Below are 15,449 nucleotides of genomic sequence, written 5' to 3'. Positions count from 1 at the left end.
TCCCAGGCTTTGTGCATCAATCGCCTTCCCTATTCCGCTGCCGCGACATGGCGCCGGCTGATGCCGCGCATGAATTCGTCAAGCGCCGAGGCCTGTTCGCGGCTGAGATGCAGACCGCGCTTGGTGCGACGCCACAATACATCTTCGGCGGTCAGCGCCCATTCGTTTTCGCTGAGGTAGCGTACCTCGGCCTCATAGAGATCGGCGCCGAAATTGCGGCCGAGATCGGCGTTCGACTTGGCGAGGCCGAGCAGCACTTGCGCGCGCGTGCCGTAAAGCCTGGTCAACCGACGCGCCAGGCGCTGGTCGAGGAAAGGATAGGCGCTCTTCAGCTTCGCCACCTGGACGTCGAAACCGGTGGCCGGGAAATCGCCGCCCGGCAAGGGCGCGTTCGCCGTCCACGGCTTGCCGCGCTTGCCGAGAAAACCTTCGATCTTTTCCAGCATCGATTCCGACAGCCGGCGGTAGGTGGTGATCTTGCCGCCGAAAGCGTTGACGATCGGCGCCTTGCCCTCGCCGCCATCGGCTTTCAACACATAGTCGCGGGTCGCTTCCTGCGCCTTCGAAGCGCCGTCGTCGTAGAGCGGGCGCACGGCCGAATAGGTCCAGACGATGTCGGGGCGCGTCACGGCTTCAGCAAAATATTCGCTCGCCGCCGCGCAGAGATAGTCGATCTCGGTGTCGCTGATCTTCACGTCATGCGGATCGCCGGGATAGTCGCGATCGGTGGTGCCGATCAGCGTAAATTCTTCCTCGTAAGGGATGGCGAAAATGATGCGCCCGTCCTTGTTCTGGAAGAAGTAGGCGCGCGGATCATCGAACTTCTTTTTGATGACGATATGACTGCCCTGCACCAGGCGCACATTGTGCACGTCGTTCTGGCCCACGGTGGTCGACAGGACGTGATCGACCCATGGACCGGCGGCATTGACCAGCAGCCGGGCCTTGACCTCGTCGGCATCTCCCGTCCGCACGTCTTCCACGCGGATCGCCCATAGATCGCCTTCGCGCCGCGCCCCGACGACTTTCGTGCGGGTGCGGATGGTGGCGCCGCGGTCGGCGGCGTCACGCGCGTTCAACACCACCAGCCGGGCATCGTTGACCCAGCCGTCCGAGTACTCGAAGGCCTTGTGAAACAGCGGCTTCAGCGGCTTGCCCGCCGGATCCTTGGACATGTCCAGTGTTCGGGTCGCCGGCAGCAATTTGCGGCCACCAATATGATCGTAGAGGAACAGGCCGAGCCGGATCAGCCAGGCCGGGCGCAGGCCCTTGGCATAGGGCAGCACGAAGCGCATCGGCCAGATGATGTGCGGCGCGTTCTTCCAAAGAACCTCGCGCTCCATCAGCGCCTCGCGCACCAGCCGGAACTCGTAGAATTCGAGATAGCGCAGGCCGCCATGGATCAGCTTGGTCGAACCGGAGGAGGTTCCGCTGGCGAGGTCGTTCATCTCGGCCAGAAACACCGAAAAGCCCCGCCCAACGGCGTCGCGGGCGATGCCGCAGCCATTGATGCCGCCACCGATGACGAAGATGTCACGGACTGCGTCCACAAAGCCCTCCCGCGATTTCGCATTGCAGCATTTTTAGGTATTTACGAAACCGTAGCGGGATTATTTCGAAATAAGAACGAATGTCAAACGAAATATCACGGGGCTGTGATAGCGCCGCTATCCGAGCGACGTTTCAATCAATTGCACCTCGGCCTCTTCGCAGATCCGGCGCACCGACGGGATGTCGCAACGGTCGGTGATGAAGGTGTTTACCTGCGAGAGATGGCCGATGCGAACCGGCGCGGTGCGTTCGAACTTGGTCTGGTCGGAGACCAGGATGACATGCCTGGCATTGGCGATAATGGCTTGCGCCACTTTCACTTCGCGAAAGTCGAAATCGAGCAACGCGCCGTCATGGTCGATGGCCGAGGCGCCGATCACCGCATAGTCGACCTTGAACTGCCTGATGAAATCGACCGCGGCCTCGCCGACAACGCCGCCGTCGGAGCCACGCACGACGCCGCCGGCGATTACCACCTCGATCGAAGGATAGATGCGCATCCTGTTGGCAACATTGATATTATTGGTGATGACCATCAGCCCGGTATGGTCGAGCAGCGCCTTGCTGACCGACTCGGTCGTGGTGCCGATGTTGATGAACAGGGAGGCGTTGTCGGGTATCAGCCTGGCCGCCGCGCGGCCGATGGCCTCCTTCTCGTCGGCGGCAATCTTGCGGCGCGCCTCATACTCCATGTTCTCGATGCCGGACGGGAACAGGGCCCCGCCATGGATGCGCGTCAGCAACCGCTGGTCGCAGAGATCGTTGAGGTCCTTGCGGATGGTCTGTGGCGTCACGTTGAAATGCGTGGCGAGGTCATCGACCAGCACACGGCCATGGTCCTTCGCCATCTGGATGATTTCGGCATGGCGCGGCGACAAATACACTGAGAACCTCCCGTTTTCGTTTTTCTTGTTTGTAGCTGAAAACGAAAGCAATGAAAAGGGAGACGCCGGCTAATGAAATATCGATGATTGCAAAGGCGAACCGGGCAGATACGGCTCAGACCCGCTCCGCCACCTTGCGGGTGACAGCCGCGACTTTACCTGGCGAGCGGATCATCAGGAAATTGCCGGACCAGTATCCCGGGATTCGCCAAGTGCCTTTGATCTCGGTTGCATCACCGTTGATGATGCCGCTGTAGTGAATCGGGTGCGCCTTCAATTCGGCCTTGTCGTATGTCTTGGTAAAGGAGACGGCGTTGCCCTCTCGCTGCCCCTGCAGGCTTGCGTATCTTGCCGTGCTGGTCGCCGCCGGTTCGTGGGTCATCCCCGTCAAGCTGGTTGCCGTCTCGATCAGCGTTGCAACGAAGGAAACCGGCGGCAGTTCGCGCGGATAGAAATAGCGCCCGCTCCAGACGCCCGTCAGATTCTGGCTAACCCCTTCGGCCCTTCCGGCCATATGCTTGCTCGCAAGTCCTTGCTGGCTTGCCCCGGCGGCGGCAACCACCCGGGCAATCCCTGTCAGTCCTTCGGGGATCTTGCACACTCGCAGATGACAGTGAAGGCGGTATCGACATCGGCCGCGGTTGTCTCGAACTGGCCTGCCTGGAAGCGGATGGCGACCCGGCCATCGACACGCGTCTGCGTCAGGTAGATACGGCCGTCATTGTTGATGGCGTCGACCAGACGCAAATTGTGCTCGTCGGAGTCAACGCCGGATGCGGCGCGATGCCGGAACGAGAACAGCGACAGCATCGGCTGGCTGGCGAGCTCGAAATCCTCCTCCTCGGCCAGGCGCGCTGCTATGCCTTCGCTCCAGGCGACGTGATTGCGGATCATGGTGCGCAGCGCCTCGAGGCCATGGGCGCGCAGCAGGAACCACAGCTTCAGCGCCCGGAAGCGACGGCCGAGAGGCACCGACCATTCGGAGTAGTTGATGATGCCGTCATGGCCGCGAGTTTTCAGATAGTCCGGCTTGATCGCCAGCGTGCGCACGAGATCCTCCGGCTGGCGGACGAACTGGATCGAGCAGTCGAATTGCGCGCCCAGCCATTTGTGCGGGTTGAAGACGATCGAGTCCGCGCGCTCGACACCGGTCCAGAAATGCCGGTATTCCGGACAGATCATCGCCGATCCGGCCCAGGCGGCGTCGATATGCAGATAGAGCCCCTGGCGTTTGGCCACCGCGGCCACTTCAGCGATGTCGTCGGTGCCGCCGGTGCTGGTGCCGCCGACGCACGCGATGATGCCGGCCGGCAACAGGCCGGCCGCGCGGTCGGCAACAATCGCCGCTTCCAAAGCCGCGGTATCCATGGCGCGGTAGGTGCCAGCGACGGGAATGCGGACGAGGTTTTCCTCGCCAATGCCGGCGACCCAGATGGCGCGGTCGATCGAGGTGTGCACCTGGTCGGAGGAATAGACGCGCAGCCTGCCCTGCCCGGAAAGACCCTTCTTGTTGCCCTGCCAGTCGAGCGTGCGCTCGCGCATGGTCAACACGGCGGCCAGCGTCGCCGATGATGCGGAGTCCTGGATCACGCCGGAAAAGCCTTCGGGCAGGCCGAGCGCCTGGCGCATCCAGTCGACGATGCGCGTCTCAAGCTCTGTCGCCGCCGGCGAAGTCTGCCACAGCATGCACTGCGCGGCCATCGCAGAGACCAGATATTCGGCCACCACCGAGACGGGTGCTGCATTGGCCGGGAAATAAGCAAAGAAACGCGGATGCTGCCAATGCGTCATGCCGGGCACGATCTTGGCTTCGAAATCGGCGAAGATCGTCTCCATCGATTCCGCGGCCTCCGGCGGAGAAGCTTCGATGCTCCTGAAGATCTCGCCCGGCGCTACGGCAGGTCGCACGGGCCGATCGCGAAGGCCGGCGCGGTAATCAGCGCCCCAGTCGGCGGCGCGCCTCGACCAGTCGCGGAATTGCTCGTTGTCCATGGATCCTCCCGACGCGCCGATCAGCCCAGCCGTTTGAATTTTGATTAACATGTTAAATAGAGACAGGCAACCGCGACGAAGGTTCCCGCGCTACCCCGGAAAATCCGGCAGGCTGGCAAAGGCTGTCTTCAACGCGTTCGACCAGCCTTCGGAAATAGCACGATAATATCGATCGTCCTGGCCGATGCGCTTTTTCAAACCCACCGTGAACGTGTCCTCCTCCAGGAACAGAAGGTCGAGAGGCAGGCCGACGGACAGGTTCGATTTCAGCGTCGAATCGAACGATACCAGCAAGAGCTTGACCGTTTCAGCCAGGCTCATCGTCCTTTCATAGGCACGGATGATGATCGGCTTGCCGTATTTGGTCTCGCCGATCTGGAAGAACGGCGTGTCGTCGGTCGATTCGATGAAATTGCCCTCGGGATAGATCATGAACAGCCGTGGCGGGCTGCCCTTGATCTGGCCGCCGAGGATGAAGGAGGCGTTGAAATAGGAATCCGCCTTTTCGCCGGCAGGCGACGAGCTGGCGATGACTTCCTTGACGGTGTCGCCGACCAGCCGCACCGTCTGGTACATGGATGGGGTCTCGAGCAGCGTCGCGTGGCGTTCCGCCACCGCCTTGGTGCGCTCGTCGAGCAGGCTGACCACGGCCTGCGTCGTAGCCAGATTGCCGGCCGACATCAGCACGATGACGCGCTCGCCCGGCTCTTCCCAGACATGCATCTTCTTGAAAGTGGAGATCGAATCCATCCCTGCATTGGTGCGCGTGTCCGACATGAACACGAGCCCACGATCGATCTTGAGGCCGACGCAATAAGTCATGGAATCTCTTCAGGCAGCAATCTTGCCGGAGACTACTGCTCTACCGTGACGGTGACTGCAAGCTGTTCCTCCGCCTGTCCCAGTCGAATTCCCGACACCGGCGAGGCGTCGCGATAATCACGGCCGGTGGCTACCCTGACATAGCGTTCATCGGGGGAAATGCCGTTGGCGGCGTCGAAGGCGACCCAGCCGAGACCCTGAACATGGGCTTCGGCCCAGGCATGGCTTGCCGCCTGCTCGATGGCCGCATCCATCATCAGATAGCCACTGACATAGCGGGCCGGAAAACCCATGACGCGGGCTGCGGTGACAAAGATGTGGCTGTGATCCTGGCAAACGCCGGTCTTCAGCGCCAATGCCTCTTCCGCCGGGGTCGTCACGCTGGTGGTGCCCGGCGTGTAGGCGACGCGCTCGACGATCAGCGCCATCAGCCGATGCAGCCTTTCGATGTCGGTACCTTTGCCGACCGCCGCGGCAAGCTCGCTTATGCCCTCGCCCGGGATGGTCAAAGCTGTCTCCTGGCTGAACAGCCACAGCGGCGCAAAGCCTTGATGCGGACCCGAGACGCCCGCTGTGTCGCGCGTGACAACCTCGCCGGAGGCCTCGACGGTGATGAAGTCGCGCTCGCCCTCGACGCTCAACAGCCTGTTATCGTTGCCGAAATGGTCGTTAAAGCGGACTTCCTCGCGCGCGCCCTCGATCTTCAGCGCCCAGGACAGCACGGTCTGCGTCGGGCCACTGACCGGTAACAGGCGTAGCCGCTGCAACAGATAGTGCACCGGCGCGTCGTAGCGGTATTCGGTACGGTGGGTGATCTTGAGCCGCATGCTTATTTTCCGTTTGTAAGCATGATCTTATCCGAAAACCGGGTCTCACTTGTCGCTAGCGCGGTCCTCCGGTTCGCGATCATGCTCAATTGAACCGGTAATCTTGTGCGATCTCTTCGCCAAGCTTGGTGTTGTCTTGAATGAATCTGGCCAGGAATTCGTGCAGGCCGGTGTCGAATATGTCCTTGATCGACCCTGCCTGCAGCATCGCCTGTGTCCTGTCGACGGTGGCGTGGCAGGCATGACGGTCGCCATAATCGTCGCCGAGGAACTTCAGATGCTCGGCGAGAAAACGATAACAGAAGGTCAGCGAGCGCGGCATGCGCACATTGAGGATCAGATAGTCGGCAATGTTGGTCGGTTTGTAGTCGGCCTCATAGACCCAGCGATAGGAACGGTGCGCCGACACCGAGCGCAGGATCGATTCCCATTGGTAGTTGTCGAGGCTCGAGCCGACCCAGGAGATCGACGGCAGCAGCACGTAGTATTTCACGTCGAGGATGCGTGCCGTGTTGTCGGCCCGCTCGACATAGGTGCCGAGTTGTGAGAAGTCGAAGATCTCGTTGCGCAGCATCGTGCCGTAGAACGAGCCGCGGATCAGCGCCGTCTCGCGCTTGATGGCGTCGAGCACACTCGGCAGGTCGCGCTCGTCGATCGGCTTTGCCAGCATGCGCTTCAGGGCCATCCAGGCTTCGTTGATGCTCTCCCACGTCTCGCGCGTCAGCGCGGTGCGCACCATGCGGGCATTGTTGCGAGCGGTCTCGATCGCCGACATCGTGCTCGACGGGTTCGAGGTGTCGCGCAGCAGGAAGTCGGCGACGTTGGCGGCGGTATAGTCCTTGTATTTCTGCGTGAAGGTGACGTCGGAGCCGGCGCTGAGCAGCACCGAATTCCACTCTTCCGACGCGCTCTGGGTGCGGGTCAGAGCCATGCGAAGGCCGGCATCGACCAGACGCGCCATGTTTTCCGCCCGCTCGATATAGCGGTTCATCCAGTAGAGCCCGTTGGCGGTGCGGCCGAGAAGCATGTGAAGTGGCCTTCGGGCTAGTGAGTAGGGAATAGTGAGTAGGGATTAGTAAGCATTTGAATCTCTGTGGAATATGGCATTTCTTGTCCCTCTACTGCCTACTGCCTACTGCCTACTGCCTACTGCCTACTGTCTACTGTCTACCTAATCGTCCAACACCCACGTATCCTTCGTGCCGCCGCCTTGCGAGGAATTCACGACCAACGACCCCTCCTTCAGCGCCACCCGCGTCAAGCCGCCGGGAACGATCTGGATTCGGTCGGAGACCAGAACATAGGGCCTGAGATCGACATGGCGCGGCGACAGGCCTTTTTCGGTCAGGATCGGGCAAGTCGACAGCGCCAGCGTCGGCTGGGCGATGTAGTTGGAGGGCTTCGCCTGCAGCTTCTTGGCGAAATCCTGGCATTCCTTCTTGGTCGCAGCCGGGCCGACCAGCATGCCGTAGCCGCCGGAGCCGTGCACTTCCTTGATGACCAGCTCATGGATGTGTTCGAGCACGTATTTCAGGCTGTCGGGCTCCGAGCAGCGCCAGGTCGGGATGTTGCCGAGGATGGCCTTGCGGCCGGTGTAGAACTCGACGATGTCGGGCATGTAGGAATAAATCGCCTTGTCGTCGGCGATGCCGGTTCCCGGCGCGTTGGCGATGGTGATGTTGCCGGCGCGGTAGACGTCCATAATGCCGGGCACGCCAAGGGCCGAGTCCGGCCGGAAGGTCAGCGGATCGAGGAAGGAATCGTCGACGCGCCGGTAAAGCACGTCGATCTGCTTGTAGCCTTCGGTCGTGCGCATGGCGACGTGGCCGTCTACAACGCGCAGATCCTGGCCTTCGACCAGTTGCACGCCCATCTGGTCGGCGAGGAAGGCATGTTCGAAATAGGCGGAGTTGAAGCTGCCCGGCGTCAGCACGGCAATGGTCGGTGCGCCCTTGGTGCTTTGCGGCCGCACTGCCGCCAGCGACTGGCGCAGCAATTGCGGATAATTCTCCACCGGCCGCACCTTGATCTGCTGGAACAGCTCGGGAAAGAGCTGCATCATCGTCTCGCGGTTCTCCAGCATGTAGGAGACCCCCGACGGCGTGCGCGCATTGTCCTCCAGCACGTAGAACTCGTTCTCCGAGATGCGGACGATATCGACGCCGATAATGTGGGTGTAGACGCCGGCCGGTGGCCGCACTCCGATCATTTCCGGCAGGAACGCCTCGTTCCTGGCGATCAGCTCCCTCGGCACGCGGCCGGCGCGCAGGATTTCCTGGCGGTGGTAAATGTCGTCGAGGAAAGCGTTCAGCGCCTGCACGCGCTGCTCGATGCCTTGCGTCAGCCTTCGCCATTCATTGCCGGAGATGATGCGCGGCACGATGTCGAAGGGGATCAGCCGCTCGGAGGCTTCCTGCTCGCCATAGACGGCGAAGGTAATGCCGGTCTTGCGGAAGACGCGCTCGGCGTCCTGCATCTTTTCGGTAAGCCTGGCCGGGTCCTGCTCCTTCAGCCAGCGGTCGTAAGCCGTATACGGTTGTCTAAGCCCGGAAACTTCCGGAAGCATTTCATCGAACGCTGCCAATCGCATACTCCCCTGTGACGCCATTTCACTGGCGTCGCGGGAGAAAATCAAGCGCAATCGGTGATTTGGAGGATATCGGCGATCAGTATGTTCCGACTGCCCAAAATTCGGGCAGTCGGAACAGGACCTTAATCAGGCTCTGCCTTGTCGCCGGGCAAGTGCCTGATGCGGCCATAGCAGTTCACCGTTTCATGGAAACGGCGACCTGCCATGGCTTTTTGCTTTGCCGCAATTCCGGACGGAAAACCGCTTCACACTTTTCCTGGAATTGCTTTAGAATGCGCGGAAAGTGACGACCGTGAAGGTGTCCTTGATTCCGGGAATAATCTGCACCTTCTCGTTGACGAAGTGGCCGACATCTTCCTCGTCGTCGACGTAGAATTTGGCAAGCAGGTCGTAATTGCCGGCGGTCGAGTAGATTTCCGAGGCGATTTCGGCATCGGCGAGCGCGCTGGCGACCTCATAGGACTTGCCCAGATCGCACTTTATCTGCATGAAAAACGTCTTCATTGCCGGTCCCGATCAAGCTTCAGCACACAAGCGGCCCTTGTGGCAGACTGCCGCCCGGCTTTCAAGCATCAGGCCGAGCGCGCCTTGGCGACGGCTTGTCTCAGTTCGGACACCGGCATGCCGCGCCGATGACCAGGGCTGGCGTGCCGCGCAGCTTGAACGCCGTCGCCTGGACTTCGGTGCGGACAAGGGCAGCGTCGATATCGGGTTCACGGATGGCGAGGTCGGCACGCACCATCGCCACATCGACACCGACGGAAGAAAGGATGTCGTTGGTGCGGCGTTCCGAAAGGCCGCGCTGGTTGGTCATCAGCGCATCGACCGCCGCGCCATAGTGTTCGCCGCTCAGCAGCGTCACCCGCGCCGCGTCGCGCGACACGTCGCCGAAGATCGGCCAGTCCTTCATCACAAGCCGAACGCCGCTGTCCTCTTCCATCAACTTCTTCAGTTCGACGAAGACGAGCTTGCAGATCGGGCACTGATAGTCGACGAATTCGGCGATGGTGACGTCGCCATCGGGGTTGCCGAGCGCTGGAATGGCGGGATCGAAGGCGACTTCCGTGACGGTCGGCCCAGTGCTTGCCCAGGCGGGCAAGGGAGCCAAAACTGCGAGGCTTGCCGCGCCCTTCAGCAAAAGGCGCCGGTCGATCGGCTGCTTGAACATGGTCGTCCCCTGGTTGCGCGAACGGGTCCCCACCCGTCCCTACGATGCGCGCCCCGCGTTAAAGGAGGCTTAAGCATGATCATGTGGCACTTGCGTGGCGAATATTGCGGTTGCTGAAACCGTGAGGCTCCGCAAACCGTATGGTATGATGCGTCCCGGGACAGGTTTTGTTGGGGGACAATGGAGACAGGCCATGCGCCGCACCGCATTCGCAGTCGTTTCATTGCTGTTCGCGTTGTTCGTGTCGGCAGCCCTTGCCGGCGACGCCGAAGTCAAGGCCGGCCAGGCCGTCATCGATGGTCAGTTGAAGGCGCTCATCGCCAATGATGGCGCCAAGGCGTACAGTTTCGCCGCTCCAAATGTGAAGCGCATCTTTCCGACCGTCGACACCTTCATGAACATGGTGACCAACGGCTATCCGCCGGTGCGCCAGCCGCAGAGCTATTCCTTCGGCAAGGTCGAGCAGATGGGGCCAACTTCTCTAATCCAGCAAGTGCTGATCGTTGGGCCCGACGGCAAGGACTATGAGGCGGTCTACACGCTGGAACAGCAGCCCGACGGCAGCTTTCAAATCACCGGCTGCAGCTTGCGCGCAGCGAATTCGCTCAGCACCTAGATGTGCTTATAGCACCGGAATATCGCCCCTCGCCCATCCCTCTGAAATGTCTGATGTGTGCGCCTCGAAGGCCTTTGCCTCGATCGCGGCGCGAATGTCCTGCATCAGCTTCTGATAGTAAGACAGGTTGTTCCAGGTCAGAAGCATCGCGCCCAGCGCCTCCTGCGAGCGCACGAGATGATGCAGATAGGCGCGTGAATAGTCGCGTGCCGCCGGGCAGTCACTCTCCTCGTCCAGCGGCCGCGGATCGTCCGCATGGCGGGCATTCCTGAGATTGACCTTGCCGCGCCTGGTATAGGCCAGGCCATGGCGGCCGGCGCGGGTCGGCATCACGCAGTCGAACATGTCGATGCCGCGCGCCACCGATTTCACGATGTCGTCCGGCGTGCCGACGCCCATGAGATATCGAGGCTTGTCGTCAGGCAATTCCGGACAGGTGATCTCCAGCATATCCAGCATCACCGCTTGCGGCTCGCCGACGGCCAGGCCGCCGACGGCATAGCCCTTCAGCTCCATCGCGCTCAGCGCCTGCGCCGAGCGCACCCTGAGTGCTGCGTTATCGCCACCCTGGACGATGCCGAACATGGCCTTGCCGGGCTGGTCGCCGAACGCTGTCTTGCAGCGCTCGGCCCAGCGCAGCGACAGCTCCATCGCGCGCTCGATCTGCTTGAGGTCGGCCGGCAGCGCTGTGCATTCGTCGAGCTGCATCTGGATGTCGGAATCGAGCAGGCCCTGGATCTCGATCGAGCGCTCCGGCGACATCTCGTAGGCAGCGCCGTCAATGTGCGAGCGAAAGGTGACGCCCTTCTCGGTCAATTTTCTGAGCTTCGACAGCGACATGACCTGAAAACCCCCACTGTCGGTCAGGATCGGCTGTGGCCAGCGGGCGAACTCATGCAGGCCGCCAAGCCGCGCCACGCGCTCGGCGCCTGGCCGCAGCATAAGATGATAGGTATTGCCCAGAATGACGTCGGCGCCGACGCCGCGCACCTGGTCCATATACATGGCCTTGACCGTGCCGCCGGTGCCGACCGGCATGAAGGCCGGCGTGCGGATTTCTCCGCGCGGCATGGTGATGGAACCGCGCCGCGCCTTGCCGTCGGTGGCGAGGATCTTGAAGGTGAATGTCTCAGCCATTGAATTCCTTGTCATGGACAGGCGCGCCTGGCGCCTGCCTGTCGAGCGACTGGCGGTATTGGATGCAGCCGCGCATGAATTTCGGCCATGGCGGCACGGCAATCGATGGATCGGTCTTTTCCGGCAGCAGGTCCCACAGGTTGGGATGATGCCAGCATAAATCATGGCCGGTAGAATCTCGGTGCTGGCGAATGCCGGCACGCAATTTCTTCACTTCGGCGATCAGGCTTTCGCGATCAAAGGCCTGCAGGTCATCGTCCATCGCTCATCTCCGCTCGATAAAGCAGGCTTGCATCTCCGTAGGAATAGAACCTGTAATCGTTCCCGATGGCATGAGCATAGGCCGCACGCATCGTATCTAGGCCGCTGAAGGCCGAAACCAGCATGAACAGCGTCGAACGCGGCAGATGGAAATTGGTCATCAGCAGGTCGGCGGTCTTGAACCGATAGCCCGGCGTGATGAAGATGTCGGTCGGGCCGGACCAGGCGGTCAGCGAGCCATCAGGCCGTGCCGCGCTCTCCAGCAGGCGCAGCGAGGTCGTGCCGACAGCGATGATGCGCCCGCCCCGCGCCTTGGCGCCATTCAGAGCGTCGGCTGTTGCTTCGCTGACCGAGCCGGTCTCGGCATGCATCTTGTGGTCAGCGGTGTCGTCCGCCTTGACCGGCAGGAAGGTGCCGGCGCCGACATGCAAGGTGACGAAGCGGCGTTCGATGCCTTTTGCATCCAGCGCGGCAAACAGCTCCGGCGTAAAATGCAGGCCTGCGGTGGGGGCAGCGACTGCGCCCTCCTCCTTGGCATAGATTGTCTGGTAATCCGTCAGGTCGCGTGCGTCGTCGTCGCGCTTGGAGGCGATATAGGGGGGCAGCGGGATGTGGCCGACGGCATGCAGCGCTTCGTCGAGAAATGGGCCGGAGAGGTCGAAGCCGAGCAACGCCTCGCCGGCGTCGCCCTTCTCGATGACCGTGGCGTCGAGTTGGCCGAGAAAACAGGAATTGCCGTCATGGCCGAAATGGATGCGGTCGCCGGCGGCGATGCGCTTGCCCGGCCGCATGAAGGCCAGCCAGCGGTCCGGCGCCATGCGCATATGCAGCGTGGCGTCGACCTGCGCCTGCGCTTCGCCGCGCCGCCTGATGCCTCTCAACTGGGCAGGAATGACCTTGGTGTCGTTGAAGACCAGCACGTCGCCCGTTCTGAGCAAGGACGGAACGTCGCGCACCGCGCGGTCCGCAAAGTCTTCGCCTGGCCTGACCACCAGCATTCTGGCGCTGTCGCGCGGCTCGGCCGGGCGCAGCGCGATGCGCTCCTCCGGCAGGTCGAAGTCGAAGAGATCGACGCGCATCAGTAGAGCCGGACGAGCAGCGCTCCGGCCAACAGCAGCACCGCGCCGGCGATGCGGCCGAGCGAAATCTCGCGCACCGCCACGCCGAGAAAGCCGACGCGATCGATCAGCATGCCGGCCAGCAACTGGCCGGCAACCAGGAACGCCATCAACGCGGCTGCACCAATGCGCGGCGTAAGAATGGTTGACAGGGTAACATAGAAACCGCCGAGCATGCCGCCGGCGATGAACAGCCAAGGCGCCGGCGCCTTCCAGTCGAGGGAGATGTCCTGCAGCCGCACAACGGCAATGGAGATGATACCAAGCACGATCGCGCCCGACAGGAACGAAAACGCAGCAGCCGCGACCGGGAGCCCCAGGCCGCGCGCCAGCTGCGAGTTGATCGGCGCCTGAATGGCGATGAAGGCGCCGGACAGGATGCCGAGCAGCGACCAGACCACGCCCATCATCGTCGTTTGTCCTTACTTGACGTCGGCCGCGACCTTCAGCGACACGATCTTGTCGGGATCGACCACCGGCTCGCCGCGCTTGATCTTGTCGACATTGTCCATGCCTTCGATGACCTGGCCCCAGACCGTGTACTGGCGGTTGAGGAAGGCGGCATCGTCGAAGCAGATGAAGAACTGCGAATTGGCGGAGTTCGGGTTCTGCGAACGGGCCATCGAGCAGGTGCCGCGACCATGGTTGGCGTTGGAGAACTCAGCCTTCAGGTCCGGCTTTTCCGAGCCGCCCATGCCCGCGCGGGAGGGGGCAAAAGTGGGCTTGGTCGAATTGCCGAACTTGACGTCGCCGGTCTGCGCCATAAAGCCTTCGATGACGCGGTGGAAAACCACGCCGTCATAGGCGCCTTCGCGGGCCAGTTCCTTGATCCGGGCGACGTGGCCGGGGGCCAGGTCGGGGAACAGTTCGATGACGACCTTGCCCTTGGTCGTTTCCAGGATGAGCGCGTTTTCGCGGTCCTTGATCTCAGCCATGTCGGATCTCCTTTATCTCAGAAAACAGAATGATTTGATAGGTTTACTTGTCGGCGGCGATGCGTACCTTGATCATGCGGTCGGGGTCGCTGACCGTGCCGTTGTCGGCCTCGTCGCCCTTCTTGATCTTGTCCACCAGCTCCATGCCACTGACGACATTGCCGACGATGGTGTACTGGCCATCGAGGTTTGGCGCCGGCGCGAACATGATGAAGAACTGTGAATTGGCGGAGTTCGGATCCTGCGAGCGGGCCATGCCGAGCGTGCCGCGCTTGAAATGTTCGCTCTGCGAGAATTCGGCCGGCAGGTCGGGCAGGTCTGAACCGCCGGTGCCGACGGCCTCGGGGCTGAACCCCTTCTTCATGTTGCCGAACTTGACGTCGCCGGTCTGCGCCATAAAGCCGTTGATGACCCGGTGGAATGCGACATCGTTATAAGCGCCTTCACGCACCAGCTTCTTGATCTGCGCGACATGCTTGGGCGCCAGATCAGGGCGCAGCGCGATGGTGACGTCGCCGTTCTTCAAGGTGATGATCATGGTGTTTTCCGGCTCGGCGGCGAAGGCCGAAACGGATGCGGTCACGAGACCGGCAAGCACGACGAGGAACGAGGCGAGCTTTTTCAGCTGCATAAGGGATCTCCGAAGGTCTTTGTTAGGGTGCATGTCGTTGCCCCAAAACCGGCATCCACTTTTGGGCGACATGCACTATTTCGCGAATTTGGCGGTGAGCGCGCCGGCAACGGCGGCCGGCACGAACGGACGGATGTCGCCGCCCATCGAGGCTATCTGGCGCACAAGTGTGGCGGTAATGGTGCGTACCGACGGGCTGGCGGGCAGAAAAACCGTCTGCAGTTCCGGCGCCATCGTCTCGTTCATTCCAGCCATCTGCATCTCATAGTCGAGATCGGTGCCGTCACGCAGGCCGCGGATCATGATCGAGGCGCCATGCTTGCGGGCCGCGTCGATGACCAGCCCGTCAAAGGCGACGACCTTGATACGGTCGCCGTCGCGGCCAAATTCGGCCTTGGTCGCGGCCTCGATCAGCTTCACCCGTTCGTCGAAGGAAAACAGCGGCGTCTTGCCGGGGTGGGTGCCGATCGCCGCATAAACCGTGTCGGCGACAGCCAGCGATGCCTTCAGGACATCGAGATGGCCGTTGGTCAGCGGGTCGAAGGAGCCGGCATAAAGGGCGATGCGATCGGTCATGGGAGGTGCTTCTAGCGGGGCATTGGGCGGAAGGCAAATGCGATTGGGAACATCTGCGTGAACCTTTTCGCAGACATGAACGACAGATGAATGCCTTGATCACGAAGACTTCACGCCGCGTTCGCTAGTTTGCACTTCGGAAGATGAAACCAAAACCCGATCTAACCGTTGGATAGGCGCAGGAGAACACGCACATGCTGATCTACATGCTCGCCACCGCAATGACCGTCGCCATGCTGATCGCCACCGCATTCGGATTGCATAGCGAGGCAGAGCGCGTCCGTGTCCGCACAAAGCGGTTCGAAGGTTTCGGCGCTCGCTGGCCCCACCGTCACCCCTGA

General features: G+C 61.8%; 19 protein-coding genes. 2 read left to right on the top strand and 17 right to left on the bottom strand.

The genetic code is table 11. The features are described 5' to 3' along the window. Positions 1 to 29: 29 nt before the first annotated feature. The 10 genes from glpD to NKI35_RS16580 form a co-directional block, all read right to left on the bottom strand. Positions 30 to 1,550, bottom strand: a complete 1,521-nt coding sequence (gene glpD, locus NKI35_RS16625) for a glycerol-3-phosphate dehydrogenase (protein WP_023700779.1) — start codon at positions 1,548 to 1,550, stop codon at positions 30 to 32. Between the two features lie 117 nt (positions 1,551 to 1,667). Then, the gene (locus tag NKI35_RS16620; protein ID WP_023742487.1) at positions 1,668 to 2,435 is read right to left on the bottom strand and encodes a DeoR/GlpR family DNA-binding transcription regulator; all 768 of its coding nucleotides are present in this window, start codon (positions 2,433 to 2,435) and stop codon (positions 1,668 to 1,670) included. Between the two features lie 115 nt (positions 2,436 to 2,550). Continuing rightward, entirely contained in the window at positions 2,551 to 2,997 is a 447-nt protein-coding gene (locus NKI35_RS16615; RefSeq protein WP_023693406.1) for a hypothetical protein, read from the bottom strand. Between the two features lie 14 nt (positions 2,998 to 3,011). Further along, a complete protein-coding gene (locus NKI35_RS16610; protein ID WP_352740924.1) occupies positions 3,012 to 4,427 on the bottom strand; it encodes a pyridoxal phosphate-dependent decarboxylase family protein in 1,416 nt (471 codons plus the stop codon). Between the two features lie 90 nt (positions 4,428 to 4,517). Next, entirely contained in the window at positions 4,518 to 5,249 is a 732-nt protein-coding gene (locus tag NKI35_RS16605) for a proteasome-type protease (protein ID WP_023684646.1), read from the bottom strand. A 32-nt stretch (positions 5,250 to 5,281) separates the two neighbouring features. Next, positions 5,282 to 6,076, bottom strand: a complete 795-nt coding sequence (locus NKI35_RS16600) for a transglutaminase family protein (protein ID WP_352740922.1) — start codon at positions 6,074 to 6,076, stop codon at positions 5,282 to 5,284. Positions 6,077 to 6,161: 85 nt separating this feature from the next. Next, on the bottom strand, positions 6,162 to 7,103 hold the full coding sequence (locus NKI35_RS16595) for an alpha-E domain-containing protein (protein WP_023670965.1): 942 nt from the start codon (positions 7,101 to 7,103) through the stop codon (positions 6,162 to 6,164). Positions 7,104 to 7,247: 144 nt separating this feature from the next. Then, positions 7,248 to 8,660, bottom strand: a complete 1,413-nt coding sequence (locus NKI35_RS16590) for a circularly permuted type 2 ATP-grasp protein (RefSeq protein ID WP_023670964.1) — start codon at positions 8,658 to 8,660, stop codon at positions 7,248 to 7,250. 273 nt (positions 8,661 to 8,933) lie between these two features. Then, on the bottom strand, positions 8,934 to 9,170 hold the full coding sequence (locus NKI35_RS16585) for an Lrp/AsnC family transcriptional regulator (RefSeq protein WP_023670963.1): 237 nt from the start codon (positions 9,168 to 9,170) through the stop codon (positions 8,934 to 8,936). A 100-nt stretch (positions 9,171 to 9,270) separates the two neighbouring features. Then, entirely contained in the window at positions 9,271 to 9,834 is a 564-nt protein-coding gene (locus tag NKI35_RS16580) for a DsbA family protein (RefSeq protein WP_352740920.1), read from the bottom strand. Between the two features lie 193 nt (positions 9,835 to 10,027). Here NKI35_RS16580 and NKI35_RS16575 point away from each other — a divergent pair, with 193 nt between their 5' ends. Beyond that, entirely contained in the window at positions 10,028 to 10,450 is a 423-nt protein-coding gene (locus NKI35_RS16575; protein WP_023684643.1) for a DUF4864 domain-containing protein, read from the top strand. Between the two features lie 6 nt (positions 10,451 to 10,456). On the opposite strand, the gene tgt is transcribed toward NKI35_RS16575, so the two are convergent. From tgt to coaD, 7 genes are all read right to left on the bottom strand, one after another. Next, complete coding sequence (gene tgt / locus NKI35_RS16570) at positions 10,457 to 11,587, bottom strand: tRNA guanosine(34) transglycosylase Tgt (protein WP_352740918.1); 1,131 nt, start codon at positions 11,585 to 11,587, stop codon at positions 10,457 to 10,459. Further along, positions 11,580 to 11,849 (bottom strand): hypothetical protein, encoded by a 270-nt coding sequence (locus NKI35_RS16565; protein ID WP_023684641.1) that lies wholly within the window; start codon positions 11,847 to 11,849, stop codon positions 11,580 to 11,582. The genes tgt and NKI35_RS16565 overlap by 8 nt, the downstream gene beginning before the upstream one ends. After that, positions 11,839 to 12,927, bottom strand: coding sequence for a tRNA preQ1(34) S-adenosylmethionine ribosyltransferase-isomerase QueA (gene queA / locus NKI35_RS16560; RefSeq protein WP_352740916.1), 1,089 nt, complete (start codon positions 12,925 to 12,927; stop codon positions 11,839 to 11,841). The genes NKI35_RS16565 and queA overlap by 11 nt, the downstream gene beginning before the upstream one ends. Beyond that, positions 12,927 to 13,376, bottom strand: a complete 450-nt coding sequence (locus tag NKI35_RS16555) for a DMT family transporter (protein WP_352459386.1) — start codon at positions 13,374 to 13,376, stop codon at positions 12,927 to 12,929. Before NKI35_RS16555 ends, queA begins: the two co-directional genes overlap by 1 nt. A gap of 12 nt (positions 13,377 to 13,388) precedes the next feature. Beyond that, positions 13,389 to 13,901: a peptidylprolyl isomerase gene (locus NKI35_RS16550; protein WP_023730156.1), complete on the bottom strand. Its 513-nt coding sequence runs from the start codon at positions 13,899 to 13,901 to the stop codon at positions 13,389 to 13,391. 43 nt (positions 13,902 to 13,944) lie between these two features. Continuing rightward, entirely contained in the window at positions 13,945 to 14,439 is a 495-nt protein-coding gene (locus tag NKI35_RS16545) for a peptidylprolyl isomerase (RefSeq protein ID WP_352740972.1), read from the bottom strand. A gap of 168 nt (positions 14,440 to 14,607) precedes the next feature. Continuing rightward, positions 14,608 to 15,108, bottom strand: coding sequence for a pantetheine-phosphate adenylyltransferase (gene coaD, locus NKI35_RS16540; RefSeq protein ID WP_023670954.1), 501 nt, complete (start codon positions 15,106 to 15,108; stop codon positions 14,608 to 14,610). Positions 15,109 to 15,302: 194 nt separating this feature from the next. Between coaD and NKI35_RS16535 the strand changes: the two genes are divergently transcribed. Continuing rightward, positions 15,303 to 15,449, top strand: a complete 147-nt coding sequence (locus NKI35_RS16535) for a hypothetical protein (RefSeq protein ID WP_023700785.1) — start codon at positions 15,303 to 15,305, stop codon at positions 15,447 to 15,449.

The organism is Mesorhizobium sp. M0676, assembly GCF_040320535.1.
GTDB lineage: Bacteria > Pseudomonadota > Alphaproteobacteria > Rhizobiales > Rhizobiaceae > Mesorhizobium.
Note: the sequence above shows the minus strand (reverse complement) of the source record. Positions and strands in the feature narration are given on the sequence as shown.

Bases quoted from the DNA above. Each gene is read 5' to 3' on its own strand.
- NKI35_RS16610 (WP_352740924.1), bottom strand. From the start codon at position 4,427: ATGGACAACGAGCAATTCCGCGACTGGTCGAGGCGCGCCGCCGACTGG.
- NKI35_RS16605 (WP_023684646.1), bottom strand. From the start codon at position 5,249: ATGACTTATTGCGTCGGCCTCAAGATCGATCGTGGGCTCGTGTTCATG.
- NKI35_RS16600 (WP_352740922.1), bottom strand. From the start codon at position 6,076: ATGCGGCTCAAGATCACCCACCGTACCGAATACCGCTACGACGCGCCG.
- NKI35_RS16595 (WP_023670965.1), bottom strand. From the start codon at position 7,103: ATGCTTCTCGGCCGCACCGCCAACGGGCTCTACTGGATGAACCGCTAT.
- NKI35_RS16585 (WP_023670963.1), bottom strand. From the start codon at position 9,170: ATGAAGACGTTTTTCATGCAGATAAAGTGCGATCTGGGCAAGTCCTAT.
- NKI35_RS16580 (WP_352740920.1), bottom strand. From the start codon at position 9,834: ATGTTCAAGCAGCCGATCGACCGGCGCCTTTTGCTGAAGGGCGCGGCA.
- NKI35_RS16575 (WP_023684643.1), top strand. From the start codon at position 10,028: ATGCGCCGCACCGCATTCGCAGTCGTTTCATTGCTGTTCGCGTTGTTC.
- tgt (WP_352740918.1), bottom strand. From the start codon at position 11,587: ATGGCTGAGACATTCACCTTCAAGATCCTCGCCACCGACGGCAAGGCG.
- NKI35_RS16565 (WP_023684641.1), bottom strand. From the start codon at position 11,849: ATGGACGATGACCTGCAGGCCTTTGATCGCGAAAGCCTGATCGCCGAA.
- queA (WP_352740916.1), bottom strand. From the start codon at position 12,927: ATGCGCGTCGATCTCTTCGACTTCGACCTGCCGGAGGAGCGCATCGCG.
- NKI35_RS16555 (WP_352459386.1), bottom strand. From the start codon at position 13,376: ATGATGGGCGTGGTCTGGTCGCTGCTCGGCATCCTGTCCGGCGCCTTC.
- NKI35_RS16550 (WP_023730156.1), bottom strand. From the start codon at position 13,901: ATGGCTGAGATCAAGGACCGCGAAAACGCGCTCATCCTGGAAACGACC.
- NKI35_RS16545 (WP_352740972.1), bottom strand. From the start codon at position 14,439: ATGATCATCACCTTGAAGAACGGCGACGTCACCATCGCGCTGCGCCCT.
- coaD (WP_023670954.1), bottom strand. From the start codon at position 15,108: ATGACCGATCGCATCGCCCTTTATGCCGGCTCCTTCGACCCGCTGACC.
- NKI35_RS16535 (WP_023700785.1), top strand. From the start codon at position 15,303: ATGCTGATCTACATGCTCGCCACCGCAATGACCGTCGCCATGCTGATC.